The sequence below is a fragment of the Pseudarthrobacter sp. L1SW genome, assembly GCF_020809045.1.
Lineage (GTDB): Bacteria > Actinomycetota > Actinomycetes > Actinomycetales > Micrococcaceae > Arthrobacter.
Genome location: NZ_CP078079.1, coordinates 1368652 through 1394816, shown reverse-complemented (window position 1 = coordinate 1394816; position 26165 = coordinate 1368652). Strand labels below are relative to the sequence as shown.

Genomic DNA, 26165 nt, shown 5'->3' with positions numbered 1-26165 from the left:
AGGTAACAACCTACGTTCGCGTAGCCAGAGAGGCGAAAGGCAGGATAGGGACCGTGACTGAAGCAAGTGCCATCCAGACCCCGCCCGCGCATTCCGGATCCCACCCCTGGACCCGCTACGTGGCGATGGGCGATTCCTTCACCGAGGGCATCGGCGACCCCGAACCCTCAAGCCCGGGCGGGTTCCGCGGCTGGGCTGACCGGGTGGCGGAGGAACTGGGCAGGACCCAGCCGGACTTCGCCTATGCCAATCTCGCAGTACGCGGCAGGCTGCTGCAGCAGATCGTGGACCAGCAGCTGGCACCGTGCCTTGCGTTGAAACCGGATCTTGTCACCCTCTCCGCCGGCGGCAACGATCTCCTGCGTCCTGGCGGGGACCCTGACGTCCTCGCTGAGAAGCTCGACTCCGTAGTCCAGATCCTGGCCATGGGCGGTGCAACCGTGGTGCTGTTTAACGGCCCGGACACCGGCACTTCCGTGCTCGGCAGGATCCGCAGCAAGGTGGCCATCTACAACGAAAACCTGCGGACCGTCGCGGCCCGGCACGACGCCGTGATCGCTGACATGTGGTCCCTGCGCCAGCTCGGCGATCCCCAGATGTGGGACCAGGACCGGCTGCATTTCTCCCCCCTGGGCCACCACACGATCGCCGCCATGGTGCTGGACTCACTGAACGTTGAGCACACGCTGGAACCCCTGCAACCCAAGCCGTTTCCGCCCCGGACGTGGCGGGAGGCGCGCTCGGGCGACCTGGTGTGGGCCCGGCAGTACTTTGTGCCGTGGGTGCTGCGGCGGCTGCGCAACCAGTCCTCCGGTGACGGCATCACGGCCAAACGGCCGACGCCGGGTCCCGTCTTCGGGCCGGGTGTTCCGTTGGGATCTGGCGAGGGTCCGCTGGGCACCGCCGAGGCTGCCCGCCGCTAGCGCTGGTCCGGCTTCCGGGACAGGACAGCGTGCAGCGCAAGCGGTGAACGGACTGACTGGCCATGGGTAGGGAACCGGAGCGTATGGAACCGGAGCGTATGGGACGGGATGCGGCAGTGCGGCTGCGGCTTCACGCGCAAATGCTCCGGGAACCCGCCGCCGCCTCGGCGGAGGCAGCGCTGCGGCGCCTGCTGGCCGTGCAGGCGCAGGAGTTTCCCTACGCGAGGTGGAGCCTGGCACAGCGTGTGTCCCGTTCCATTGCGCCGGCAGTTACCGCCGCGGACATTGAGGAGGCAGTGGCCGACGGCCGGATACTGCGGACCCACATCCTGAGGCCCACCTGGCACTTTGTGCACCGGGACGATCTCCGCTGGCTCATGGCGCTTGCGGCGCCCCGGCTTGAGCAGGCCAATTCCTTAACGTACCGGCGCACCGGCATTGACGCGGCACCAGCCGCCCGGAGCGCGCAGGTCCTGGCCAGGGCCGTCGCGGACGGTCACCACCTTCCACGGGAAGCCCTCGCGGAAAAACTGCGGGAGGCCGGGTTCGCGGCGAAGGGCCTGGAGCTTGCCTACCTGGTGATGCACGCTGAAATCAGCGGCGTCCTGGTGAGCGGCACGCCGGTGCGCAGCGCGGGCGGTGCCCTAAAGCAGACGTACGCACTCTTTGACGAACGGGTTCCGGCCGGACCGCGGACGGGGCCGACCCGCGCGGAAGCGTTGGCTGAACTTGTCCGCCGCTACTTCGCCAGCCGCGGCCCCGCCACCGTTAAGGACTGCGCGGACTGGTCGGGAATGACCATGGCGGACGTCCGGCAAGGCCTGAAACTCACCTTGGCGGCAGAGCCGGCCACCCTCGCCGAAATGGCGATTGACGGCGTCGTGCACTATTACGGTGCTGGCGATTCCAGTGCCGGGGATCCCGGTGCCGGCGCCGCTGCCCGCCCGGCCGGCGGCACTGCATCGGAAGCCGGCCCGCGGGTGGACCTGGTCCAGTGCTACGACGAATACATCATGGGCTACTCCGCCACCAGGCACTACATAGGCGGCGGCGCCCCGGCGTTCCCTTTCCAAGGCCAACCGATGCACGTGGTCTTGCTGGACGGGCGCCTGGCTGGGTCCTGGCGCCATACCCTGCTCCCCGGCAGGTGCGAGCTGGATATCCGGCTCCACGGTTCCGCTGACGCTCCGGGTTCACCCTTGGCGGCGGCGGTCCAGGAAGCCGTGGACCGGTACGGCGCCTTCATCGGGCTTCCGGCCGTCCGTGTGCAGTACGGGGCTAAGCTGGAAGGACACACATGAGAGGCACGGCACCGTGAGCAACTTGTTTTTCTGGATCATCATTTTGTCATTCCTGATCCCGATGGCCATGCGGATGTACCGGAAGTCCGTAGCCCGCCGGGACCAGGAGCAAAGCTTCACCGGACGGTACCCCGAACAGTTCCCGGGCGGCGGAATCTTCCCCGGCTCCAACGGCCCGCAGAACAAGCAGCCCCGGGACGGCTTCACCCAGCAGGACTACTTCAGCGGCGGATTCCGCCAGCTTGACCGCCCCGCGCCGCTCCAGCCAGGCCAGCCCCTGCCGCCCGTACAGCCGGTCCCGCCGATGGACCAGCAGTTTCCGCCGTACGGGCAGCCCCACCCGGGCAACACCCAGCAAGGGCCCCGCGAAGAAGCCCCGCAGCAGCCCGCAGCACCTGCAAGTCCCCCGCCGCCGTCGGCCCCCCAGGGCTACCGCGCACGCAAGCTTGCCGAACTCGATGAGAAGTACAGCAACGGGGAACTTTCCGTGGAGGAGTACATGACCCGCCGCGGCGAGATCATGAACGGCTAGCCTCCGTCAGTCCACCTGCGGGAAGCCCAGGTCGATCACGGACGTTGCGGGGTCCGGCCACCGCGTGGTGACCACCTTGCCCCTGGTGTAGAACCGGATGCTCTCCGGCCCGTACATGTGCGTGTCCCCGAACAGCGAGTTCTTCCAGCCGCCGAAGGAGAACGTGCCAACGGGAACCGGGATGGGCACGTTGACGCCCACCATGCCTGCCTCGACGTCGAACTCGAACTGCCGCGCGGCGCCGCCGTCGCGGGTGAAGATGGCAACCCCGTTGCCGAACTCGTTGTCGTTGACCAGGCGGACCGCGTCACTGTAAGTGTCCACGCGGACCACGGACAGGACGGGGCCGAAGATTTCGTCGTCGTACACCTTCATGCCCGGCTTCACGTGGTCCACCAGGCTGACGCCGATGAAGAACCCGTTTGAATCGAACTGCTGCGCACGCCCGTCAACAACCACCGTGGCGCCCTCGTTTTCGGCGCCCGCCACATACGACGCAACTTTTTCGCGGTGTTCGGCGGTGATCAGCGGACCCATCTGCGACGCCGGGTCCGTGCCCGGGCCGATCTTCAGGGTGGCCATCCGGCTCTTGATGGCCGCAATGAGGTCGTCGGCGATGTTCCCGACGGCGACGAGCACGCTGACCGCCATGCAGCGCTCGCCCGCCGAACCGTAGGCTGCCGAGATGGCAGCGTCCGCAGCCATATCCAGGTCCGCGTCCGGCAGGACCACCATGTGGTTCTTGGCACCGCCCAGGGCCTGGACGCGCTTGCCGTGGTCCGCTGCGCGCTTGTAGATCGACTGCGCGATGGGCGTCGAGCCGACGAAGCTGACGGCTTTGACGTCCCGGTGTTCAAGCAGGACGTCCACCGCCTCCTTGTCGCCCTGGACCACGTTCAGCACGCCGGCAGGCAGGCCCGCTTCCGCAAAGACTTCCGCGATGAACACGGCTGACGACGGATCCTTTTCGCTGGGCTTCAGGAGCACGGTATTGCCGCAGGCCAGGGCGCTGCCGATCATCCAGAGCGGCACCATGGCCGGAAAGTTGAACGGCGTGATGCAGGCAACGACGCCCACAGGCTGCCGGACGGAGTGGACGTCCACGCCGCTTGAGACCTGCTCCGAGCGCTCCCCCTTGAGCATGTGGGACAGGCCGGTGGCGAACTCAATGTTCTCGAGGCCGCGGGAGATTTCCCCCTCCGCGTCGGAGAGCACCTTGCCGTGTTCGCTGGTGAGGATGGCGGCAAGTTCGGACTTGCGCTGGGTCAGGATTTCGCGGACGCGGAAGAAGATGTTGGTCCGCTTCGCCAGGCTCGTTGCCCGCCAGGCCGGCAGCGCTGCCTTGGCCGCAGCGATGGCTTCCTCTACCCGGGCCGCGGAAGCCAGCGCCACCTGCTTATCCTGCTCTCCGGTGGCAGGGTTGAAGACGGGGCCGAAGCGCTCGGCATCGGCAACGCGGCTGCCGTTGATGTAATGCGGAATGGTCTGCATGGTTGTCTCTCTTCTACTTGGCTGGCTTCTAGTTGGCCGGGTCGAGGGAACCGTCGACCAGCTTGATGATCATGGAGCAGTCCTTGCCGGACTCGCCCGCGTCGATGAGGCGCTGGTAGAGCTGCTGCACGTGCTTCCCGATCTCGAGCGGCGTTCCGGTGTCCTCCGCAGCGCTGATGGCCAGGCCGATGTCCTTGTTCGCCAGCTCGGCGGTAAACGTGGGGGCGAAATCGTTGTTGGAGGCCGCGGTGGGGACCACGCCGGGAACGGGGTACCAGGTGCGCAGGGCCCAGCTGTCCCCGGAGGACACGGAGGCGATGTCCCAGAACACCTTCTTGTCCAGGCCCAGCCGGTCCGCCAGCACTGCACCCTCCGCCGTGGAGGCCAGGTTGATCAGGAGCATCAGGTTGTTGCAGATCTTGGCCGCCTGGCCGGTGGTGGCTCCGCCGGTAGGGATGATGTTGGCGGCCATCGGCCCGATGTATTCGGTTGCGTCGGCAACGGCGCCTGCTTCACCGCCCACCATGAACGTCAGCGTGCCTGCCTTGGCACCGCTCATCCCGCCCGAGACAGGTGCGTCGACGAAGCGGAAGCCGGCGGCAGCAGCGGCGTCGTGCAGTTCCTTTGCTGCGGCGATATCGATGGTGGAGGAATCCACCAGCAGCGTGCGCGTATCGGCATGCGCCAGCACCCCGTCGGCACCCAGGTAGACGGCCTTGGCGTGCTCGCCCTTTGGAAGCATGGTGAACACAACGTCCGCTCCCGCCACCGCCTCGGCGATGCTTCCCACCGGCTTCACCCCTCCGGCCTCCGCTGCGGCGAGCGCGGCGGGGTTGAGGTCAAACCCCCGTACGTCGTGCCCCGCCTTTGCGAGGTTCCCGGACATGGAACCGCCCATGTTTCCCAAACCGATCCAACCGATGACTGCCATGGCATTAGCTCCTTTGCTGTGCATCCGGCCGAGGGCGGCCGGGAGGTCTGTGTCCACCATCACACCCTGCTACAGTGCAATCAAGGGGAAAAATCACAGACAGTATGTGCACTGATGCACACGAATGAAAGGCTTGCGGTGGCACGGCTTCCCAGTCCGGACGACCTGCTGATTTTGTTGACCGTGGCCCGGCTGGGACGTTTCAACGCCGTCGCCGAGACGATGGGCACCACGCACACCACCATCTCGCGGCGGATCCTCGCCCTGGACAAGCAACTGGGCGGCCGCACTCTCGAGCGCAGCCCGCACGGCTGGGAGTTGACGGAACTCGGGGCCTCGGCCGTCGCCGCGGCGGAGGCGATCGAGGAAACGCTCGGGTCCCTGGCCGCGGTAACGGGGCAGGACCGGGACGCCCTGTCCGGCATGGTGCGCATCAGCACCTCGGACGGCTTCGGCGCCGAATTCGTGACGCCTGCCCTGGTCAGCCTCCAGCATCGGCACCCGATGCTGAACGTGGAGATGCTCAGCGCCACACGCAAAGTCAGCCAGAACCGCTCCGGGGTGGACCTGGAGGTGGTGGTGGGCCGCACCGACGTGAGCAACGCCCAGGCCATCTTCCTGACCAACTACTTCCTCAGGCTCTACGCCAGCCCCGCCTACGCTGCAGAGCGTGGCTTGCCGGAAACGCCCGACGGCGTGGGGCAGCACGGCTTCGTCTCTTACGTTGAGTCGGCCCTCCAGGTTGCCGAGCTGGGCCACCGGTCCTCGCAGCTGCCCATGCCGAAGTCCAGCTTCCAGGCAACCAGCATCTTTGCCCAGGTGGAGGCAGTGCGCCGCGGCGCCGGCATCGGGCTGCTTCCGAACTTTATGGTGGCGGGGAACCCGGAGTTCGTTCCGGTGCTCCCGGACGCCTTCGAACGCCAGGTGCCCATCTGGGCGGTGGCAAGGCCGGAATCGCTGCGGTCCGCCCGCGTGCAGGCCGTAATTGCCGCCCTCAAGGAGGAAGTGGCGGGACGCCAGGACGTGCTGGCAGCCTAAGGCCCGGGCACCCCGAACCTAGGCCCGGGAGCCGGCTTAGGCCCGGAAAAGCCGCCTGACCACCTGCCCGGCGGCGAGCGCGTCGAGGCCTTCGTTGATTTCGTCAAGCGGCCGGGTGTCCGTGTGCAGCAGCTCAACGGGAAGCCTGCCCTCGCGCCAATACTGCAGGTACAGGGGAATGTCCCGGTCCGGCACGGCATCGCCCATGTAGGAACCGAGCAGCCGCTTGCCCGCCCCTGCGAACTGGAGGGCGGGCACCGTGAGTTCCGCGGTGGGGTGCGGCAGTCCCACCGAGACGACGGCGCCGCCGCGCGTCACGTGCTCGAGGCACGACGCGATGACCCGCGCTGATCCCACGGCCTCGACGGCGGTGTCCACTCCGTCACCGGCGGCCTCGGCAATCAGCCGCGGGGCGTCGTCGGGAGTTCCGACGGCGGTTGCGCCGCACTTCAGGGCGAGCCCGTGCTTGCCCTCGTTGGGATCGATGGCGATCACGGAGGAGGCACCGGCGAGCGCTGCGGCCATTACGGCCGAAAGCCCGACGGCGCCGAGTCCGAAGACGGCCACCGACTGGCCTGGCTGGACAGCAGCGGTGTTCAGGACAGCGCCCATCCCGGTGAGCACGGCGCAACCGAACATTGCCGCGACAGTGTCCGGGACGTCGTCGTCGATGACCACCACTGATTCCCGGGCCACCACGGCGTAGTCGGCGAAGGCCGAAACCCCCAGATGGTGGTTGATCCGCTCCCCCGCAGGCGTCCGCAGCAGGGCTTCGCCATGCAGGAGGTCGCCAGACCCGTTGACCTCCGCCGCGCGGTGGCAGAGTGCGGGACGCCCAGCCCGGCAGGCCCGGCAGGCACCGCAGCTGGGGACGAACACGAGGACCACGTGGTCTCCGGGGGAAACGTCCGTGACACCCTCACCCACCGTGGCAACCCGCCCCACAGCCTCATGCCCCAACGCCATGGGAAGGGGCCGAACGCGTGAGCCGTCCACCACTGACAGGTCTGAGTGGCACAGGCTCGAGTAGGTGATGGTGATGCCCAGTTCGCCGGCCCGCGGTTCGGGCCGGTCAAGTTCCTCGACCCGGAGGGGATGCGCTTCGGTGTAGCTGGTTTCAGACGGGACGGTGGCGTAAAGGACGGCTGCTTTCATGGGGATCCTCACTTCAGGTGTGGTGCTGACGCCCAACTGCCCGGGCCTGCGTTGCGGCAGGTCCGGGCAGTTGGGGTGATGCCTGGCCGTATGGGGGCTGCCTACTTCTTGGCGGCGGCGAGCAGGTCTGCCGTGCCCTGGGCGTCGGCCGCGTCCACATCGTGGAGCGAGATGCCGCGGGTTTCCTTGAGGAAGAACACAGAGATGGCGGTCACGATGCAGGCGGCCAGCAGGTACAGCGCCACCGGAGTGGAGGACTTGAAGGACCCCAGCAGCGAGCTGGCGATGATCGGCGCGAGCGAGCCGGCCACGATCGAGGTCACCTGGTAGCCGAGGGAAACACCCGAGTAGCGCATCCGGGTGGGGAACATCTCAGCCATGATGGACGGCTGCCCGGCGTACATCAGTGCGTGGAACAGCAGGCCGATGGTGATGGCTGCGAGGATGATCAGCTCGTTGGCGGTATCCATCATCGGGAAGGCGAAGAAGCCCCAGGTTCCGGCAAGGACGGCACCGGCCATGTACACGGGGCGGCGGCCGAATGAATCGGACATCTTGCCCACGAGGGGTACCGCGCAGAAGTGGATGAAGTGAGCCACCAGCAGGAGAAGCAGGATCCGGGACGTGTCCGTCTGGACCACGACCTTCAGGTAGGTGATGGAGAACGTCACCACCAGGTAGTACAGGATGTTCTCCGCGAAACGCAGGCCCATCGCGGTGAAGACGCCGCGCGGGTAGCGGCGGAAAACTTCTGCGACGCCATAGCCCTTGTGCTCAACGGTGACTTCCTTGCGGGCCTCGATGAAGATGGGCGCGTCCTGGACCTTGGTGCGAATGTAGTAGCCAATGATGACGATCACTGCGGAGAGCCAGAAGGCAACGCGCCAGCCCCAGCCAAGGAAGGCTTCCTGGGAGAGGGTTGAGGAAAGGGTGAACAGCACGCCGGTGGCGAGCAGGTTGCCCATGGGCACCGCGGACTGCGGCCAGCTGGACCAGAAGCCGCGGGACTTGCTCGGGCTGTGTTCGGCGACCAGCAGGACGGCGCCGCCCCACTCGCCGCCGACGGCGAAGCCCTGGACGAAGCGGAGGAAGACCAGCAGGGCGGGTGCCCAGTAACCGATCTGGGCGAATGTCGGCAGGCAGCCCATGAGGAAGGTGGCAACACCCACCAGGATGATGCTCAGCTGCAGCAGCTGCTTGCGGCCGAACTTGTCACCGAAGTGGCCGAAGACGATGCCACCGATGGGGCGGGCGACGAAGCCGACGGCGTAGGTGACGAAGGCTGCGATGATGCCGTCCAGCTCGGTTCCGGAATTAGGGAAGAACATCTTGCCGAACACCAGGGTGGCGGCGGAGGCGTAGAGGAAGAACTCATACCACTCAACCACGGTGCCGGCCATGGAGGCCGTAACAACTTTCCTCAGGCCCGAGGCCTTGACGTCGGTTTCCTCGGGCCGCCGTGCGGCGGACTTTTCCGTACTCATTGATGACTCCTTCGGCGTCTTCTTCGACACCACTGGGACAGGCTGTGGCGGATACGTGTGATTTTGGCCACGAACCGCCGGGTCCCAACGAGTATGGTCCGCCTGAACGCTGAGCTCAACGGCGAATCATGCAGAGGCCATCTGCAATAATGCACATCTGGCTGCCCGCGAGGGCCGGTCCTATGCCGAAAGGTGCTCCCGCAACTGGCTCCCCAGCTGGCCGATTTCGGTGAGGAAACCGTCGTGCCCGATGGGCGCCTCAATGAGGTGGACGTCCACCTCCCCCGGGAGTGCCCGCGCCAGCTCACGGGACTGGGACGGGAAATAGAGCCGGTCCGAATCCACGGCCGCCACAAAGAAGCGCGCCTCGGAGCGGGCCAGGGCCTGCTCGAGGGGTCCGCGCCCCCGGCAGACGTCATGGCTCATGAGGGCCTCGGTGATGGCAATGTAGCTGTTGGCATCAAACCGCTGGACGAGCTTGGTGCCCTGATGGTCCAGGTAGCTCTCCACCTGGTAACGCCCGCGGGCAGCGAGTTGTGCAGCCTGGAAGGGAGACTCGGGGGCCTGCGGCGCGCGGCCGAACCGCCCATCCAGCTCCCCCGGGGAGCGGTACGTGATGTGGGCGATGCGCCGTGCCAGGGCCAGGCCGTCCTCCGGGAAAGGGCCACCGTAGTAGTCGCCACCCTTGAAGTTCGCGTCCTGGCGGATCGCGAGGGTCTGTGCCTGGGCGAAGGCGATCTGCTCGGCGGTGCTGGCTGCCCCCACCGAGATAACCGCACAGCGCTGGACGCGTTCCGGGAAAGTGACGGCCCATTCCAGGGCGCGTGCCCCGCCCATGGAGCCTCCCAGCACGGCAAACCAGCTCTTGATCCCCAGCTGGTCGGCCAGCCGCGCTTCAGCCACAGTGCTGTCGCGCAGGGTGACGAGCGGAAAGCGCGAACCCCAGGGCTTGCCGTCCGGCGCGGGCGAGGACGGACCGGTGGACCCGTAGCAGCCGCCCACAATGTTGACGGACACCACGAAGAACCGGTCCGTATCCACCGGCGCGCCGGGGCCGGCAAGCTGCTCCCACCAGCCTTCTTCATCGGTGTCGCCGCGGGTCACGTGGGTGCTTCCGGTCAGGGCGTGTTCGATCAGGACGGCGTTGCTGCCGTCCTCATTCAGGGTGCCCCACGTTTCATAGGCGAGGACGACGTCCGGGAGGTAGCCGCCGGCCTCGAGCTGCAGCCCCCCGATGGGGGCATAACGGACAATCCCATGTTCGGGAGCGGTGGTACGGGTGACGGTAACCGTCATGGCAAGACCTCTTCTACGCGCTTGCCCGCCGTCGAATGACCGGCAGGCCAGGTCTTCACCCGGGGCACCCCACCGCGGAAGGAGGGTTGCCGGCCAGCAAGCCGGGGCTGTCACTGGCACTCATGACCTGGTTCGAGTGTACGAAACAGCCCCTGCCTGCTGCCAAGAGTGTGACTGGTTGTGACTTCCCCGGCCCGCCTCCGTGTATTGCGCCCCTCTGCCTCCGGCTAGGCTCCGATTGCCTCCTTGGCGGCACGGAAACCGGCTTCCAGGTCCGCCAGGATGTCGTCGATGTGCTCGATCCCCACCGACAGCCGCACCAGGCCCGGGGTGACGCCGGCTACCGCCTGCTGTTCAGGGGAGAGCTGGCTGTGGGTGGTCGACGCCGGGTGGATGACAAGGGAGCGGACGTCGCCGATGTTTGCCACGTGGGAGTGCAGCTCCAGTGCATCCACGAAACGCTTGCCGGCTTCGGCTCCCCCGGCGAGGTTGAACGAGACGATCGCGCCGGTCCCCTTGGGACCGTACTTGCGCCCGCGCTCGTACCAGGGGCTGGAGGGCAGGCCGGCATAGGCGACCGATTCGACGTCGTCCCTTCCTTCCAGCCAGCGCGCCACTTCCGTGGCGTTGGCAACGTGCCGTTCCACGCGCAGGCTCAAGGTCTCAAGGCCCTGTGCGATCAGGAAGGCATTGAACGGGGAGACGGCGGAGCCCAGGTCCCGGAGCAACTGGACGCGGGCCTTGAGGATGTAGGACAGGTTGGCGCCCAGGGCACCGTCCTTGCCGAGGTCCCTGGCGTACACCAGCCCGTTGTAGGTGGGATCCGGGGTATTGAAACCTGGGAACCTGGCCGGGTCCTTGCCGAAATCGAAGTTGCCTGAGTCCACAATCACGCCGGCGATCGCGGAGCCGTGGCCGCCCAGGTACTTGGTGGCGGAGTGCACCACGATGTCTGCACCCCATTCCAATGGCCGGATGAGGTAGGGCGTGGACAGGGTGTTGTCCACGATGAGGGGCACACCGGCCGCGTGGGCAACGCCGGACACGCCCTCGATGTCCAGGACGTCCTGGCGGGGGTTGGACACCACTTCGGCGAAGAAGAGCTTGGTATTGGGCTGGACCGCATCCCGCCACTGGTCCAGGTTGTCCGGGTCCGCCACGAAGGTGACGGAGATGCCGAACTTCTTCAGGGTGTGGGCGAACAGGTTGTAGGTCCCCCCGTACAGGCTGGGGCTGGCAACAATGTGGTCCCCCGCCTCGGCGATATTCAGGACGGCGAAGGTTTCCGCGGCCTGTCCCGAGCTGAGCAGCAGTGCTCCCAGGCCGCCTTCGAGGCTGGCGATCCGTTGTTCCACGGCGTCCTGGGTGGGGTTGCCGATGCGGGTGTAGATCGGGGCCAGTTCGGCGAGCGCAAAGCGGTTGGCGGCGCTCTCCGCGCTGGGGAACACAAAGGATGTTGTCTGGTAGATAGGGAGGGCACGGGCACCGGTGGCGCTGTCCGGCTCCTGTCCTGCATGGATCTGGCGGGTTTCGAAAGACCATCCGTTGGACAACTAAGGCTCCTTTGACATGGGCCCGTCATGCTTGAAGCACCGCGGGCCGCGCTTGCCACCCGGCCGTTGCCGGACAGCCAGGTCCTCACCCGGGGCACCCCACCGCGGATGGAGGGTTGCCGGCCAGCGAGCCGGGGCTTGGAGCTGGCACTCATAACCTGAACCCAGTGTAGGAACGCGCACGCCGCGCCGGACAGGATTATGACGAACATGGTCCCCGGATTTCCGCGCCGGAAGCGGCTGAAATCAGGTGCCGCCGATGGAAATTCCGAGTAAGGGTACCCTTAGCTGAGAGGCCGATCACAAAGTGCCAAGATGTTGGCATGCGCATGGATCACGTCTCTTACGCCTGTGAACACGATGGCCTGGCTGCCACCACCGAACGTATTTCCTCTGCCCTCGGCGTTGAGGCAGTGAAGGGCGGGGTACACCCGCGGTTCGGAACCCGGAATATGATCATCCCCCTCGCGGGGCACAAATACCTCGAGGTAGTGGAGGTCCTGGACCACCCCGCTTCTGACAAGGCACCCTTCGGGCAGGCTGTGCGTGCACGGTCTGCCGCGGGCGGCGGCTGGATGGGCTGGTGCGTCGAAGTGGACGACCTCGCCCCCTTTGAGGAGCGGCTGGGACGCTCCGCGGTCAACGGAAACCGCAAGTTCCCTGACGGCCGTGAGCTGGTCTGGAAGCAGATCGGCATATTGGGCCTGATTGCCGACCCCCAGGTTCCCTACATGCTCAAGTGGGAAGGGGACCCGTCCCTGCACCCCTCCAACGCCTACGAGAGCAACGTCAAGATGAGCTGCCTTACCATTGCCGGTTCCGCGGCCCGGGTGACGGAATGGCTGGGCGAACCCGTCGAGAAGCCCTTGGAGGACGTTGCTGTGGAGTGGGTGGCGCCGCACGGAACCCCCGGGATCCTCTCGGTGACCTTCGAAACCGGCAACGGAGCAGTCACCATCTGACGCCCCCTTGATTGCCGTCCCGGTAAGCCCGGCACGGCGTGTGGCCCGGTGCCCCCTGGTCTTCGGCCGCCATCAGCATGTGACAACGGCGTCACCTGCCGATGGCGGCCGAATCCATGTTCCAGCGACTTTGGACCCGATGGCCCGCGGTTAAATGTCGTACCCTCCCGCAATCATATTGGTATGGGGAAAGCGGCGGTGGCGAAGGCGTTTGAGGACATCAACGCGGCTGTTGCTGTGCTCAGGGCGGAGGCGGTTGGGTGCGGTTCGGAGCCGTTTTCGGCAGCTGACCCGTTGGCCGGGCTGGCGGATGGGTGCCTGGACATCCTTGCCGGGGTGCGGGAAGTGGAGGCCGGGTTCGCGGGTTTGAAAGCCCGCGCTGCAGTCACGTACGCGGACACCGCCCACGCTCTCGCCGCTCCCGGTATGCCGGTGCAGGCGCAGGAAATGGCCATTGCCGCGGAAATCGGCGCCCTGCTGGCCCTTGGTTCCCGCGCGGCAGGTGCGTTCATGGCCGCCTCACATTCCCTGGTCAAGGAACTGCCGCTGACATTATCGGCACTGCAGTCCGGGACGATTTCCTGGCAGCACGCCGTGGTGATGGTGGACGAAACGGCCACCCTTGACCTGGCCGGTGCCGCGGCACTGGAGACACACTTCCTGGACCAGACTGTGCCGAGGCCGCCTGCTGCCGCGGTGATCGGGGAGATCCCGGCGTACCGGTTCAAGGCCAAAGCCCGCACCTGGCGCGAACGCCACCACGCCGAAAGCATTGAGAAACGCCATACCAAGAGTGTGGCTGACCGGCGGGTCGAGTACCGGCCGGACCAGGACGGCATGGCCTGGCTCTCCGCCTACCTGCCCGCCCACCAGGCCACGGCGATTTGGAGCAGGCTCACCGCCACCGTGCGGAAATCACAGGGACCGGAGGAGAACCGGACCCTCACCCAACTGCGGGCGGACCTGTATGCCGGATGGCTCCTCGGCGGCAATGCCGCGACAGCCACCCGTCCCGGAACCAGTGACACAGGCGCAGCAACGGGTGACGCCACGGGTCCAGGAACCGGTGCGGGCAATTCCTCGGGGATCGGGGCGCAGGTCCTGGTCACGGTGCCGGTGTTCTCCCTGCTGGGCCTGACTGACGAACCCGCGATGCTGGATGGGTATGGCCCCATCCCGCCGTCCATGGCCCGCCAACTCGTCGAAGGCCGGGCTGCTTCGTTCTACAGGGTACTGGTGGATCCCCGCGACGGGGCCCCGTTGGAGATCGGCCGGACCAGCTACCGCCTCACCAAAGCCATGAAAAAGGCGGTGCAGCTGCGGGACGGCAGATGCACCTTCCCCGGCTGTAACAACCCCTCGCCGGACAATGAGGCGGATCACTTGCAGGCCTGGCAGCACGGCGGCGCAACCGGAATCAGCAACCTGGCCCAGCTCTGCCCAAAGCATCACCGCCTCAAACACAACACCGGCTGGAGACCCACGCCGGCCACCAAAACCGAGCCGCCCGGCTGGACCTCACCCACCGGACGGCACTACAAAGCTGAACACCACGACTGGGAACCAGCCCACTGGCCAGAACAGGCAGTACCTGAAAACGTCCGAGCCTTCGAAGACCTCCTGGAACTCTGGCCACCGCCGGACGCCCTATCCGAACTTCTGCCCCCACACCGCGAAGCCAACACCCACATCACCTGACGGCCTATGAATGAGACGGAGTTCCTGCACACCCAGCAGGGCGAAAGAGTCATGCAGGTTCGGTGGCAGCGACAGGGCGCGCCCGCCTCAGCCCAAGCCCACGGCCTTGCCAAAGAGGCTGAAGCCAACGAACGCCACGATGTCCAGCAGGGCATGGGCGATCACCAGGGGCATCACCCGCCGCGTCCGGGTGTACAGCCATGCGAAGACGACGCCCATTACAAAATTGCCGATGAAGGGCCCAAACCCCTGGTACAGGTGGTAGCTGCCGCGCAGCAGCGAACTCGCCAGGATGGACAGCGGCACGCTCCAGCCGAACTTTCCAAAGCGGTCCATCAGATAGCCCACCACAATGACCTCTTCCACCACCGCATGGCGCATCGCGGACAGGATCAGCACCGGCACCGTCCACCAGTAAGCGTCCAGGGCACTGGGGATGATGGCGGTGGTGATTCCGAGCGCCCGGCCTGCCGCATACAGAGCCAGGGACGGGATGCCGATCAGTGCCGCCAGCCCCAGCCCCTGCACCAGGTCCCGGCCGGGGCGCGCGAAGTTGAACCCGAGCTTCTGGAAGGCTGACCGCGGGTGGCCGTCGCTGGAGCCGGACTGCCGGTGATCGGTCAGGAAGTAGATCACCAGCAGCACCGGCACCAGCGCAAAAATGATGTCCAGCAACTGGTAGGTCAGGTCGAAGTACTCGCGGGTGCTCTGGGAGCGGTTCAGCGTGGAGGTGCCCTCAGCCAGCGGCGCCCGGGTCATCTTGTCCAGGAGCTGCACCACCGAGTACACGGCGGACTGGCCCAGGGACAAGCCCAACACGATCCAGACTTCGAACCTGAGGCGACGGCGGGAGGGAACAAACATGTTCCCATCTTGCCTGCAGTTTCTGGATCCGGGCTGATTGGCCTTCAAGTGTCCCCGGACGCTCAGTGCGGCCCGGGACGCGCCCGATCCCCGTGCGTCAGCCGCCTGCGACGATCACTTCAGTGCCGTTGGCCTCGAACGCCGCCTTGTCCCGGGCGGAAATTCCAGCGTCGGTGATCAGCCGGGTGAAGTTGTACCCGTCCATGGTGGCGAAGGCACGCACCCCTACCTTGGAGGAGTCAGCCAGCACGTAGGACACGCGCGCCCTGCTGGCGAGCAGGGCGTTGACCGAGGCCTCCCCCTCCCCCGTGTTCGTGGGTCCCACTTCGGGGTCGATCCCGTTGACGCCAATGAAGGCGATATCCAGCACCACCTTCTGCATGATGATGTCCGTGTATGGCCCCACCAGTTCGTACGAGCGGGGGTTGAGGACGCCGCCGGTGACCATGACTTTGATGTTGGGCCGGACCGCCAACTGCCCCGCGATGTTGATGGCGTTGGTCACCACTGTCAGGGTGGGCTGGTTGGACGGCGCGTTGAGGTCCTCGCGGGTGGCCAGGATCTGGGCCAGGGCCGTGCTGGTGGTGCCACCGCACAGACCGATCACGGCCCCGGGGGAAATCAGTGCCGAAGCCGCCTGGGCAATCTGTTCCTTGGCTTCAGCGTGATCGTCACGGTTGTACCGGCCCGGCAGGTCGTAGGCAAGGGCTCCGGTGGTGGCGCCGCCCCGGGTCCTGGTGAGCAGCCGGCGCTTGGCAAGGCTGTCCAGGTCCCGCCGCGCGGTGGCAGGCGATACATTGAGCGTAGTGACGATCTCTTCAACCTCCACCTGGCCGGTCTTGGCCAGGAGGTCAAGGATTGCCGTCAGACGGTCGGTGCGGGTCATGCAAGGCCTCCAAACGCTCCCGCCACCGGCTTTGATGACGTTTTCTGATCATAACAGAACCCTTATGATCAACTTACGTCAATTAAGGGGTGCGGTTACCGTATCCGGCGGCCAGCCCGCCATACAGCGTACGTCAGGGGCATGCCGGGCCGGTAGGCAAGGTGCGTGGCCGAGGGAGCGTTCAGCAGGTGCAGGTCCGCGCGGTGGCCGACGGCAATCGACCCCACCGCACGCTCGCCGTCGGCGTCGTGCCCTTGGTCCTTGTGCAGGGCGAGGGCGCCGCCGTACGTCGCAGCACGGACGGCTTCATGGACACTGAGCCGCATCTGCAGCACCGCCGTGGTGACGCAGAACGCCATGGAACTTGTGTAGGACGTGCCCGGATTGCAGTTGGAGGCGAGGGCCACCTGCACGCCCGCATCCAGCAGCTCCCGCGCGGGCGCAAGCGGCTGGCGCGTGGAGAGGTCGCAGGCGGGCAGGCACGTTGCCACGGTTCCCCGGCGGCCTGCTCCGCTGCCGGCATCCCAGCCGGCCCAGGTTCCGGCCAGTGCGTCCACGTCCTTGTCCGCGAGGTAGTTCACGTGGTCCACGCTGGCGGCGTCCAGTTCCACGGCAAGCTGGACGCCGGGTCCTTCGCTGAGCTGGTTGCCGTGGACGCGCAGTCCCAACCCTGCATCGCGGCAGGCCAGCAGGACCCGGCGGGACTGCTCCGCCGTGAACGCCCCCGTCTCGCAAAACACATCGGCCCACTGCACGTATGGCCGGACGGCGGCGAGCATGGGGCCGCACACGAGATCTGTGTAGTCGTCAGCGTCCTGCCCGGCGGGGACCAGGTGCGCCCCCAGATAGGTGGCCTGGTCCGCCACTGTGGACGCGATGCGCGCGCTCCGGGCCTCGTGCTCGACGTCCAGGCCGTAGCCGGTCTTCGTCTCGAGGTAGGTGGTCCCCTGTGAAACAGCTTCGGCCACGCGGCCCAGCGCCAGGCGGGTGAGGTCGAAATCGGACGTGGCCCGGGTGGCGCCCATGGTCACGGCTATCCCCCCTGCCGAGTAGGATTCCCCCGCCATCCGGGCCTCGAACTCTGCCGTCCGGTCGCCGGCAAACAGCAGGTGGGTATGGGAGTCCACCCAGCCGGGAAGGAGGGCCCGGCCGCCGGCGTCGACGGCGTCATCCGCGGCGGGAGCATCCGCTGCACCACCGATCCAGGAGATCCGTTCGCCTTCAATCACCACGGCGGCGTCTTTGAGGACCCGGTGCTCCAGGTCCTGCGTCATCAGCTCGTCGATATTGGTGATCAGCGTACTCATACAGCCATTCTTCAGCGCCGGACGGACCAGCGGGTGGCCGCCAGCGCCTGCGCTGTCCGGGATGCCGGACCCGTCCCCGCCGCGCCAGCGCCTCCCGCCGCCTCGTCCCCGCCCTTGCCGGCCAGGATCTGGGCTGCAGCGAGCTCAGCCATGGCTGAAGAGGTCTGGAAACCGTAGCCGCCCTGGCCGGCGAGCCAGTAGAAGCCAGGCGCTTCGGCATCGAATCCTGCCACCGGGACGCCGTCGGCCGCTTCTGTCCGCAGCCCTGTCCACGCCCGGCGGATGTCCTTGATTCCAAGGGTGGTTAGCCGGTTCAGCCTTTCCACCAGTCGCTCAATGTCTCCCGGCCGGGGACGGGCGTCCTCCGGCCCGCTCGGCTCCGACTCCGACGGCGAGATGAGGACGTCGTCGCCGTCCCTGCGGAAATAGAACGTGTTGTCCGCTGCCGCCACCATGGGGCTGTGCTCAGGCAGGGGACGTCCGACGGCGGCAATCGCCGCAGTGCGCCGGTACGGCTGCAGCCCGAGCTTCTCCACGCCGCTGATGACGGCGAGTTCGTCCGCCCAGGCGCCGGCCGCGTTGACCAGGACGCCGGCCTGGAAACCCTCCGTCCCGGCCCCCACCTGCCAGCCGGAGCCGAGGCGCTGCGCGGTGTGCACCCTGGCGCCCGTGATGATGTCCGCCCCGGCAGCCGCAGCTCGCTGCCGGTGGTCGTCCAGGAGCAGCGGCGCGTTGCAGCCGAAGGAGCCGGAGTCCAGTCCTGCCGCTTCGAATGTGCCGGGGACCAGCGCCGGACACAGCTCCAGGGCTTCAGCAGGGGTAATACGATGCATGTGCCCGCTGGCTTCGGCTGCCACTGCGTCCTCGGAGCCAATCAGCATAAAACTGCGCGGCGCCAGGACGGGTTCAGGCAGCTCGGCATCACGGGCGGCAATCAGCTCGAGGGTCCGCACCGTCAGTTCCTGGACAACCGGGGGTCCGTAGCTGGGGATGAACTGGCGGGCCGAGCGGGACGACGTGTGGTATGCCAGCTCCTGCTCCGCCTCCACCAGCGCCACGCTGCAGCTGCCCGCCAGCGCGGACGCCAGGGACAGGCCGGCAATGCCGCCGCCCACAATCAGGACATCGTAATGTGCTGCCATTTCTCCATCCTCGCAGAGTTGGTGCCCGGTGTTTCGTGTCTTTAGCCTGCCACCCCGGCACGGCTGGCGACGAAGGCACGCACGCAGGCTTCGACGTCGTCCGCTGAATGCGCAGCTGAAAGCTGCACCCGGATCCGCGCGGCACCCCGCGGAACCACCGGGAAGCTGAACGCGGTGACAAAGACGCCATGCTGCAGCATCCGGTCAGCCACCTTGGCTGCCAGGACGGCGTCGCCGAACATGACCGGAACAATGGCATGCTCGCCCGGCAGGAGGTCAAAGCCCTCCTCCGTCATCCGGCGGCGGAACAGGGCCGCGTTCTCGAAGAGCGTGCGCCGCAGGTCCGCCGAGTTCTCCACCAGGTCCAGGGCCTTGATGGTGGCAGCGACGATCGCCGGGGCCACCGAGTTGGAAAAGAGGTAGGGGCGGGCCTTCTGTCGGAGCATGGCCACCACTTCCGCACGGCCGGATACATAGCCTCCGGACGCGCCTCCCAGTGCCTTGCCGAAGGTGCCGGTGTAGATGTCGACGCGGTCCGATACCCCTGCGTGTTCGGGCGTGCCGGCACCGGTGGCTCCCATGAAGCCGACGGCGTGCGAGTCGTCAACCATCACCATGGCGTCGTACTTCTCGGCGAGGCCGCAGATGGCCTCAAGCGGAGCCAGGTACCCGTCCATGGAGAAGACCCCGTCCGTGACGATGATCCTGCGGCGGGCATCCTTCGCCTCAACAAGCTTCGCCTCCAGGTCCGCCATGTCCTGGTTCGCGTAACGGTAGCGCTGTGCCTTGCAGAGGCGGATGCCGTCGATGATGGACGCGTGGTTCAGGGCGTCGGAAATGATGGCGTCCTCCGGCCCGAAAAGGGATTCGAAGACCCCGCCGTTGGCGTCAAAGCAGCTGGAGAACAGGATGGTGTCCTCGGTGCCCAGGAACCGGGAAACGCGGGCTTCGAGTTCCAGGTGCAGGTCCTGGGTGCCGCAGATGAACCGCACGCTGGCCATGCCGAAGCCGCGCTCATCCATGGCGTCCTTGGCCGCGCGGATGATGTCCGGATGGTCCGCCAGGCCGAGGTAGTTGTTGGCGCAGAAGTTGAGGACATCAGCGCCCTGCTGCCCAATCTGTCCGGCGGTGATGTGGCTGGACTGCGGGGAACTGATGCTGCGTTCGGTCTTGAAGAGGCCCGCGCTGCGGATGTCCTCCAGCTCGGTGCGGAGCTGGTCCTTGATGGAGGTATACATGGCGTTCCTTAGAGTTGGGTCCAGTCCAGGACAACTTTGCCACCTGCGCCGCTGCGGGCAAGGTCAAAGCCCTTTTCCCACTGGCCGGCAGGCAGGGTGTCAGTGACGACGGCGGAAATTCCGGCGTGCAGTACGGGGTTGGAGGAGAGCATGGCGCTCATGGCGTACCAGGTCTCATACATTTCGCGGCCGTAGATGCCTTTGAGCGTGAGCATGTGGGTGACCACCTTGCCCCAGTCGATGATGATGTCCTGGCTGGGCAGCCCCAGCATGGCGATCCGGCCGCCGTGGTTCATGTTGTCGATCATTTCGGGCAGCGCGCCGGGGTGGCCGGACATCTCCATCCCGATGTCGAACCCCTCCCGCATGCCCAGGCTGCGCTGGGCATCGCGGACGCGGGTGGTGGAGACGTCGATGGCCAGGTCGGCGCCGAGCTGGCGGGCGAGGTCCAGCCGGGGCCGGGACACGTCGGTGATGGCGATCTTGCGGGCGCCGGCGTGGCGGGCGACGGCGATGGCCATCAGGCCGATGGGCCCGGCACCGGTGATGAGTACGTCCTCGCCCACCAGCGGGAAGCTCAGCGCAGTGTGCGTGGCGTTGCCGAAGGGGTCGAAGATGGCACCGAGTTCCGGGGTGACGGACGGATCGTGGTGGACCCAGACGTTCGTTTCCGGGATCACCACGTACTCGGCGAACGCACCGTCCCGCTGGACGCCTACGCTCACGGTGTGGATGCACATCTGCCGCCTGCCGGCGCGGCAGTTGCGGCAGATTCCGCACACAACATGGCCTTCGCCGGAAACCCGGTCGCCCACTTTGACGTCCCGGACGTCCTCGCCGACTTCCACCACTTCGCCGTAGAACTCGTGGCCGGGGATGAGGGGTGCTTCGATGATCCCCTGCGCCCACGAGTCCCAGGACTGGATGTGCAGGTCGGTGCCGCAGATCCCGGTGGTCATGACCCGGATCTTCACGTCCGCGGGGCCGGCTTGCGGTTCCGGGCGCTCCACCAGCTCGAAGCCCGCCTGTGGGCCGGCCTTGTACAAAGCCTTCATCGGCTTCCTCACTCTTGTTCCTGTGTCAGCGGCAGGTGCTGCCCTCCCCATTACAGCGAGGCAGAAGCTTTAGCACAACAACGAAATTCTCAATCGACGATGTAGCTTTCCTAATGCGTAGACTAGCGTGATGGAGATCCACCAGCTTGAAATCCTCCGGGAGCTCGGGGCGTTGGGAAGCGTCAAGGCAGTGGCCGACACCCTCATGGTCACCCCGTCCGCTGTCTCCCAGCAACTGGCGCTGCTCCAGCGGACCATCGACGTGCCGTTGACGCGCAAGGAGGGCCGCAACCTGGTCCTCACCGAGGCAGGCCAGGTACTGGCCGACGCGGGGGCCGCCGTCGTCAGTGCCATGGCCGAGGCGCGTGCTGCCATCGGCGGCTATCACGATACCGCGGCAGGAAGGGTCACACTGTCCGGCTTCCACAGCGCGGGGCAGGCGGTGTTCGCGCCGCTGGCCAGAATCCTTGATGCTCCGGGCCAGCCGCGGATCGAACTGTCAGATGAAGACGTGGCCCAGCAGGACTTCCCCGCCCTGACCGCCCGGTATGACCTGGTCCTGGCCCACCGGATGGACCACAGTCCGCGTTGGCCGGCCGAGCGGGTCACCGTGATCCCGCTGGCGCACGAACCGCTGGATGTGGCCTTGCCGGCCGGGCATCCCCTCGCGGCCAAGGCTGCGGTGACGGCAGAGGACGTGGGCGGCGAGGCCTGGGTGACCAGCCACACCGGATACTCCCCCGCCGACGTGCTGTCCGCCGTCGCCGCGGTTTCCAGCCGTGAGCTGAACATCGTCCACCGGATCAACGACTACTCCACGGTGGCGGCACTGGTTGCCGCCGGCGGAGTGGTGGGCCTGCTTCCGAGGTACACGGCGGGCCCGGTGCTGAACCCGGACATCGTGCTCCGGCCGCTGGCGGGAATCAGCACCCGGCGCCGGATCGACCTGTTGGCCCGGCCGGAAAACCTGAAGCGCCGTTCTGTCATGGTTGTGTCCGAGGCGCTGCAGGAGATCATGGCCGGGCTCGTGGACCGGGGCTGACCCAACTAAGTAGCGCTAAGTGTCGTTTTGGGGCCCCAAAACGACACTTGGCGCTACCTACTTTGCGTGCCCCTTGCCGTGCCCCATGCCGTGGCCTTTTTCGTGGCCCCGGCCCAGCCCGAGTCCCGGATGGTCACCGGCACCCTCAACAATCCGCTCCGCCGTGGCCTGGTCCCCGTTCTTGACCCCCGAGATCCGGACCGTGCTCCCGGTGGCGATGTCCGCGATAGTCCCGTCGGTTGGCTTAAGCCGCTTGCCGCCGTCGGGCGTTGCCAAAGAGCCGTCTGCAGAAGGTGCCGGCACCCGCTTGATCTTCGTCTCGGCGTTGACCGCGTAAGTCTGCGAGTAGCCGTCCTCACTCTTGACGGTAATCGAGCTGTCACTGACAGCGTCCACCGTGCCGCGCTGCTCGAGGACGGTCTGGAAGGTGCCGTCAGCTTTCTGACCACCCCCTCGCTGTGCAGGTGCTGCGGGCGCTGGGACTTGTCCGGTTTGGCCGGCCGGTCCGACCGCCCGGGCGCGGACTGCGACGGCGACGGGGAAGGTGGGGGCGAGTCGGCGGCCCAGGCGATGGCCACCCCAGCCCCCGTCAGGGTCAGGGCCACAGCCCCCGCCAGCACGGCCTTGCGAATCTTTAACGGGTCCCGGACGGACATGTTGCTCCTCCCACAGCATCCTTCACGGCACCGGCAGGGCCTGGTTGTCCCCGGAGCGGTGCCCTGCGCTTCAGTGTAGGACCACGGCCGGCCAGAGAACATAAGTACTTTCGCGGCACACGCACCTGAGTACTTAAAACAAAACTGGGTAGCGCTAAGTGTCGTTATGGGCGGTCAAAACGACACTTAGCGCTACCCAGTTGGGGTGGGAGGGCTAGACGGTGACGCCCAGCTTCTCCAGGATCAGCTCGCGGACCCGGGCGGCGTCAGCCTGGCCACGGGTGGCCTTCATGACCCCGCCCACGATCGCGCCGACCGCCTGGACCTTGCCGCCGCGGATCTTGTCCGCGACGCCGGGCTGCGCAGCCAGTGCGGCGTCGATGGCCTCAAGCAGGGGCCCGTCGTCGGAGACCACGGCCAGGCCGCGCTTCTCCACGATCTCCGCAGGGGTGCCCTCGCCGGCGAGGACGCCGTCCAGCACCTCGGAGGCCATCTTGTTGTTGATCTTGCCGGCTTCCACCATGCGGGCGAGCTCCACTATGGTGGCGGGCTGGACACCCAGCTGGCCGGGGTCGACGTCGGCGTTCTTGGCGCGGCCCACGATCTCGCCCATCCACCATTTACGGGCAACCGATGCCGAAGCGCCGGCGGCGATGGTTTCCTCGATCTCGTCCATCACACCGGCGTTCACGACGTCGCGGAATTCCAGGTCCGAGTAGCCCCAGTCGGCCTGGAGGCGCTTGCGGCGGGCGGCCGGCGGCTCGGGCAGGGTGGCCCGGAGCTCCTCGACCCATTCGCGGGACGGAACAACGGGGACCAGGTCCGGCTCCGGGAAGTAGCGGTAGTCGTCGGCGTCGGACTTGGCACGGCCGGACGTGGTGGTGCGGGTGTCCTCGTGCCAGTGGCGCGTCTCCTGAATGACAGGGTCGCCGGCGTCCAGGACGGCGGCATGGCGCTGGATCTCGTAGCGGACGGCGTGTTCGACGGCGCGCAGCGAGTTCACGTTCTTGGTCTCGGACCGGGTGCCGAACCTTTCACGGCCGTGCGGGCGGAGCGACACGTTGGCGTCGCAGCGCACGTTGCCGCGTTCCATCTTCGCGTCGGACACGCCCAGGTTCTTGACGATCTCGCGGACTGCCGCCACGTAGGCCTTAGCCAGCTCGGGCGCGCGGGAACCGGCGCCCTCGATGGGCTTGGTGACGATCTCCACCAGCGGCACGCCGGCGCGGTTGTAGTCCACCAGGGAGAAGTCCGCGCCGTGGATGCGGCCAGTGGCCCCGCCCATGTGGGTCAGCTTGCCGGCGTCCTCCTCCATGTGGGCGCGCTCGATCTCCACCCGGAACACGGTTCCATCGGACAGCTCGACATCCAGGTAGCCGTCATACGCGATGGGTTCGTCGTACTGGGACGTCTGGAAGTTCTTGGGGGTGTCCGGGTAGAAGTAGTTCTTCCGGGCGAAGCGGCAGGACTCGGCGATCTTGCAGTTGAGGGCAAGGCCGATCTTGATGGAGGACTCCACCGCGGCCTTGTTCACCACCGGCAGGACGCCGGGCATCCCGAGGTCCACTTCGTTCACGTTGGTGTTGGGCTCGTCGCCGAACACGTTCGGGGCGGAGGAGAACATCTTGGTCTTGGTGTTGAGCTCCACGTGGACCTCGAACCCCAGGACGGGATCGTATTTCTCCATGGCCTCTTCGAAGCTCAGGACTGCGTCAGTGTTCATTATTTTGCCTCCTGGCTTCCAACAAGGGTTTCGACAGGCCGGGCCACGGCGGCGGCCAAGGCCGGGGCCTGCGCCAGCAGCGGGCCGCCCCACTTCGCCTCGAGCAGCGATTCCAGGACGGCGCCCACCCGGTACAGGCGGGCGTCCTCGCGGGCAGGGGCCAGCAGCTGGATGCCCACGGGCAACCCATCCTCGTCCGCCAGGCCGCCCGGCAGGGACAGCCCGGGAACGCCGGCAAGGTTGGCCGGGATGGTGGCGACGTCGTTCAGGTACATGGCCAGCGGATCGTCCAGCTTCTCGCCAAGGCGGAAGGCCGTGGTGGGGGCCGTGGGCGAAATCAGGACGTCTGCCACGGTGAAGGCGGCGTCGAAATCGCGCTGTACCAGGGTGCGGACCTTCTGGGCCGAACCGTAGTAGGCGTCGTAGTAGCCGGCGGACAGCGCATAGGTGCCCAGGATGATGCGGCGCTTCACTTCATCACCGAAACCGGCGGCGCGGGTGGCAGCCATGACGCGTTCAATGGTCATGGGGCCCTCCTCGGGGAGGACGCGCAGGCCGTACCGGACGCCGTCGAACTTGGCGAGGTTGGAGGACGCCTCGGAAGGCATGATCAGGTAGTAGGCGCCCAGGGCGTACTGGAAGTTGGGGCAGGACACCTCAACGATTTCCGCGCCGGCCTCCTTGAGCAGTTCCAGGGCATCGTTGAAGCGGTTTTCGACGCCGGCCTGGTAGCCCTCGCCGTGGAGTTCCTTGATGATGCCGATCCGGAGGCCCTCAACATTGCCCGTTTTCGCAGCGGCAACGAGGTCGGCGAGCGGGTCCGGCAGCGAGGTGGAATCGCGGGGATCGTGCCCGCCGATGACCTGGTGCAGGAGCGCGGAGTCCAGGACGGTCCGGGAAACCGGCCCGATCTGGTCCAGCGAGGACGCCATGGCGATGGCCCCGTAGCGGGACACGCTGCCGTACGTGGGCTTCACGCCCACGGTGCCGGTGACGGCGCCGGGCTGGCGGATGGACCCGCCGGTATCGGTGCCAAGGGCCAGCGGGGCCTCGAAGGCAGCGACCGCGGCAGCGGAGCCGCCACCGGAACCGCCGGGAATCCGTTCCAGGTCCCACGGGTTGCGGGTGGGACCGAAAGCGGAGTGCTCCGTGGAGGAGCCCATGGCGAACTCATCGAGGTTGGTCTTGCCCAGGATGGGCATCTTCGCGGCGCGCAGGCGCTCGACGACGGTGGCGTCGTACGGGCTGTGCCAGCCTTCGAGGATCTTCGATCCCGCGGTGGTGGGCTGGCCCACCGTGACGATGAGGTCCTTCACGGCGATGGGCACGCCCGCGAGGACATGCAGGGCTTCGGCCTCGGCCCCGCCGGCGGCGCGGATGGCGTCCACCTCGGCGGCGACGGCGAGCGCCTCCTCCGCGTTGATGTGCAGGAACGCGTTGACGCCCCGTGCGCCGCCGTCCACCTCGGCGATCCGGTCCAGGTACGCCTGGGTGACCTCGACGGAGGTGACCTCGCCGGCTGCGAGCTTTTCGGCCAGCTCGGCGGCGGAGAGGCGGATGAGTGTGTTGGTGTCAGTCATGGGTTATGCCTCATCCAGGATTGCCGGGACCTTGAAACGGTTGTCATCGGAGTCCGGCGCGCCGGAGAGTGCCTGTTCCGCCGTGAAGGTGTGGCCCACCACGTCCTCGCGGAACACGTTGGCCAGCGGAATCGGGTGCGAGGTTGCCGGGACATCGTCCCCCGCGGCTTCGCTGACCGACTTGACCGAATCAACGATGACGGCGAGTTCTCCGGCCATCCTGTCCAGCTCTTGAGCACTCATCTCAATGTGAGCGAGGCGCGCGAGGTGCGCAACATCGTCACGGTTGATCGCAGCCATGGATCTCC

23 protein-coding genes and 2 riboswitches are annotated in these 26165 nt (G+C 66.9%); of the genes, 7 read left to right on the top strand and 16 right to left on the bottom strand.

Features of this window, described 5'->3' with window-relative positions; all coding sequences use genetic code 11:
- Positions 1-53: 53 nt before the first annotated feature.
- The 3 genes from KTR40_RS06405 to KTR40_RS06395 all read left to right on the top strand — a co-directional run bounded on the left by KTR40_RS06405 (position 54) and on the right by KTR40_RS06395 (position 2756).
- Positions 54-923 carry an SGNH/GDSL hydrolase family protein gene (locus tag KTR40_RS06405; protein WP_139028640.1) on the top strand — a complete coding sequence of 290 codons (870 nt, stop codon included), beginning with the start codon at positions 54-56 and terminating at the stop codon, positions 921-923.
- 83 nt (positions 924-1006) lie between these two features.
- On the top strand, positions 1007-2224 hold the full coding sequence (locus KTR40_RS06400) for a winged helix DNA-binding domain-containing protein (protein ID WP_228405644.1): 1218 nt from the start codon (positions 1007-1009) through the stop codon (positions 2222-2224).
- A 13-nt stretch (positions 2225-2237) separates the two neighbouring features.
- On the top strand, positions 2238-2756 hold the full coding sequence (locus tag KTR40_RS06395; RefSeq protein WP_228405643.1) for a hypothetical protein: 519 nt from the start codon (positions 2238-2240) through the stop codon (positions 2754-2756).
- 6 nt (positions 2757-2762) lie between these two features.
- Here KTR40_RS06395 and KTR40_RS06390 read toward each other — a convergent pair whose 3' ends face one another.
- Complete coding sequence (locus tag KTR40_RS06390) at positions 2763-4247, bottom strand: CoA-acylating methylmalonate-semialdehyde dehydrogenase (protein ID WP_228405642.1); 1485 nt, start codon at positions 4245-4247, stop codon at positions 2763-2765.
- Positions 4248-4275: 28 nt separating this feature from the next.
- Entirely contained in the window at positions 4276-5178 is a 903-nt protein-coding gene (gene mmsB / locus KTR40_RS06385; RefSeq protein WP_139028637.1) for a 3-hydroxyisobutyrate dehydrogenase, read from the bottom strand.
- A gap of 114 nt (positions 5179-5292) precedes the next feature.
- Between mmsB and KTR40_RS06380 the strand changes: the two genes are divergently transcribed.
- Positions 5293-6216 (top strand): LysR family transcriptional regulator, encoded by a 924-nt coding sequence (locus KTR40_RS06380; RefSeq protein WP_228405641.1) that lies wholly within the window; start codon positions 5293-5295, stop codon positions 6214-6216.
- Between the two features lie 36 nt (positions 6217-6252).
- Here KTR40_RS06380 and KTR40_RS06375 read toward each other — a convergent pair whose 3' ends face one another.
- From KTR40_RS06375 to KTR40_RS06360, 4 genes are all read right to left on the bottom strand, one after another.
- Positions 6253-7371, bottom strand: coding sequence for an alcohol dehydrogenase catalytic domain-containing protein (locus tag KTR40_RS06375; protein WP_228405640.1), 1119 nt, complete (start codon positions 7369-7371; stop codon positions 6253-6255).
- 101 nt (positions 7372-7472) lie between these two features.
- On the bottom strand, positions 7473-8855 hold the full coding sequence (locus KTR40_RS06370; RefSeq protein WP_139028634.1) for an MFS transporter: 1383 nt from the start codon (positions 8853-8855) through the stop codon (positions 7473-7475).
- 180 nt (positions 8856-9035) lie between these two features.
- A complete protein-coding gene (locus tag KTR40_RS06365) occupies positions 9036-10151 on the bottom strand; it encodes a homoserine O-acetyltransferase (RefSeq protein ID WP_139028632.1) in 1116 nt (371 codons plus the stop codon).
- Between the two features lie 12 nt (positions 10152-10163).
- A riboswitch (SAM riboswitch) is annotated at positions 10164-10279 on the bottom strand.
- 99 nt (positions 10280-10378) lie between these two features.
- Complete coding sequence (locus tag KTR40_RS06360; protein WP_139028631.1) at positions 10379-11704, bottom strand: bifunctional o-acetylhomoserine/o-acetylserine sulfhydrylase; 1326 nt, start codon at positions 11702-11704, stop codon at positions 10379-10381.
- A 43-nt stretch (positions 11705-11747) separates the two neighbouring features.
- Positions 11748-11863, bottom strand: a riboswitch (SAM riboswitch).
- A gap of 164 nt (positions 11864-12027) precedes the next feature.
- On the opposite strand from KTR40_RS06360, the gene KTR40_RS06355 reads away from it, so the two are divergent.
- Together KTR40_RS06355 and KTR40_RS06350 are read left to right on the top strand one after the other, a co-directional pair.
- Positions 12028-12666 (top strand): VOC family protein, encoded by a 639-nt coding sequence (locus tag KTR40_RS06355; RefSeq protein ID WP_104997321.1) that lies wholly within the window; start codon positions 12028-12030, stop codon positions 12664-12666.
- Positions 12667-12849: 183 nt separating this feature from the next.
- On the top strand, positions 12850-14364 hold the full coding sequence (locus KTR40_RS06350) for an HNH endonuclease signature motif containing protein (protein ID WP_228405639.1): 1515 nt from the start codon (positions 12850-12852) through the stop codon (positions 14362-14364).
- An 87-nt stretch (positions 14365-14451) separates the two neighbouring features.
- Here KTR40_RS06350 and KTR40_RS06345 read toward each other — a convergent pair whose 3' ends face one another.
- From KTR40_RS06345 to tdh, 6 genes are all read right to left on the bottom strand, one after another.
- The gene (locus KTR40_RS06345; protein ID WP_139028629.1) at positions 14452-15228 is read right to left on the bottom strand and encodes a CPBP family intramembrane glutamic endopeptidase; all 777 of its coding nucleotides are present in this window, start codon (positions 15226-15228) and stop codon (positions 14452-14454) included.
- A 97-nt stretch (positions 15229-15325) separates the two neighbouring features.
- A complete protein-coding gene (locus KTR40_RS06340) occupies positions 15326-16114 on the bottom strand; it encodes a DeoR/GlpR family DNA-binding transcription regulator (RefSeq protein ID WP_139028627.1) in 789 nt (262 codons plus the stop codon).
- 95 nt (positions 16115-16209) lie between these two features.
- Positions 16210-17421, bottom strand: coding sequence for an imidazolonepropionase (gene hutI / locus KTR40_RS06335; RefSeq protein WP_228405638.1), 1212 nt, complete (start codon positions 17419-17421; stop codon positions 16210-16212).
- 11 nt (positions 17422-17432) lie between these two features.
- Positions 17433-18563 (bottom strand): FAD-binding oxidoreductase, encoded by a 1131-nt coding sequence (locus KTR40_RS06330; protein ID WP_228405637.1) that lies wholly within the window; start codon positions 18561-18563, stop codon positions 17433-17435.
- 41 nt (positions 18564-18604) lie between these two features.
- The gene (locus KTR40_RS06325; protein WP_139028621.1) at positions 18605-19801 is read right to left on the bottom strand and encodes a glycine C-acetyltransferase; all 1197 of its coding nucleotides are present in this window, start codon (positions 19799-19801) and stop codon (positions 18605-18607) included.
- 8 nt (positions 19802-19809) lie between these two features.
- Positions 19810-20856, bottom strand: coding sequence for an L-threonine 3-dehydrogenase (gene tdh / locus KTR40_RS06320; protein ID WP_139028620.1), 1047 nt, complete (start codon positions 20854-20856; stop codon positions 19810-19812).
- Positions 20857-20986: 130 nt separating this feature from the next.
- On the opposite strand from tdh, the gene KTR40_RS06315 reads away from it, so the two are divergent.
- Entirely contained in the window at positions 20987-21898 is a 912-nt protein-coding gene (locus KTR40_RS06315; protein WP_228405636.1) for a LysR family transcriptional regulator, read from the top strand.
- 57 nt (positions 21899-21955) lie between these two features.
- Here the strand turns inward: KTR40_RS06315 and KTR40_RS19005 are convergent, their stop codons facing one another.
- The 4 genes from KTR40_RS19005 to gatC all read right to left on the bottom strand — a co-directional run bounded on the left by KTR40_RS19005 (position 21956) and on the right by gatC (position 26157).
- The gene (locus KTR40_RS19005) at positions 21956-22294 is read right to left on the bottom strand and encodes a hypothetical protein (RefSeq protein WP_255708672.1); all 339 of its coding nucleotides are present in this window, start codon (positions 22292-22294) and stop codon (positions 21956-21958) included.
- Between the two features lie 474 nt (positions 22295-22768).
- A complete protein-coding gene (gene gatB, locus KTR40_RS06305; protein ID WP_139028617.1) occupies positions 22769-24277 on the bottom strand; it encodes an Asp-tRNA(Asn)/Glu-tRNA(Gln) amidotransferase subunit GatB in 1509 nt (502 codons plus the stop codon).
- Positions 24277-25857: an Asp-tRNA(Asn)/Glu-tRNA(Gln) amidotransferase subunit GatA gene (gene gatA / locus KTR40_RS06300; protein ID WP_228405634.1), complete on the bottom strand. Its 1581-nt coding sequence runs from the start codon at positions 25855-25857 to the stop codon at positions 24277-24279. The genes gatB and gatA overlap by 1 nt, the downstream gene beginning before the upstream one ends.
- Before the next feature lie 3 nt (positions 25858-25860).
- Complete coding sequence (gatC, locus tag KTR40_RS06295; RefSeq protein WP_139028615.1) at positions 25861-26157, bottom strand: Asp-tRNA(Asn)/Glu-tRNA(Gln) amidotransferase subunit GatC; 297 nt, start codon at positions 26155-26157, stop codon at positions 25861-25863.
- Between the last annotated feature and the right edge of the window lie 8 nt (positions 26158-26165).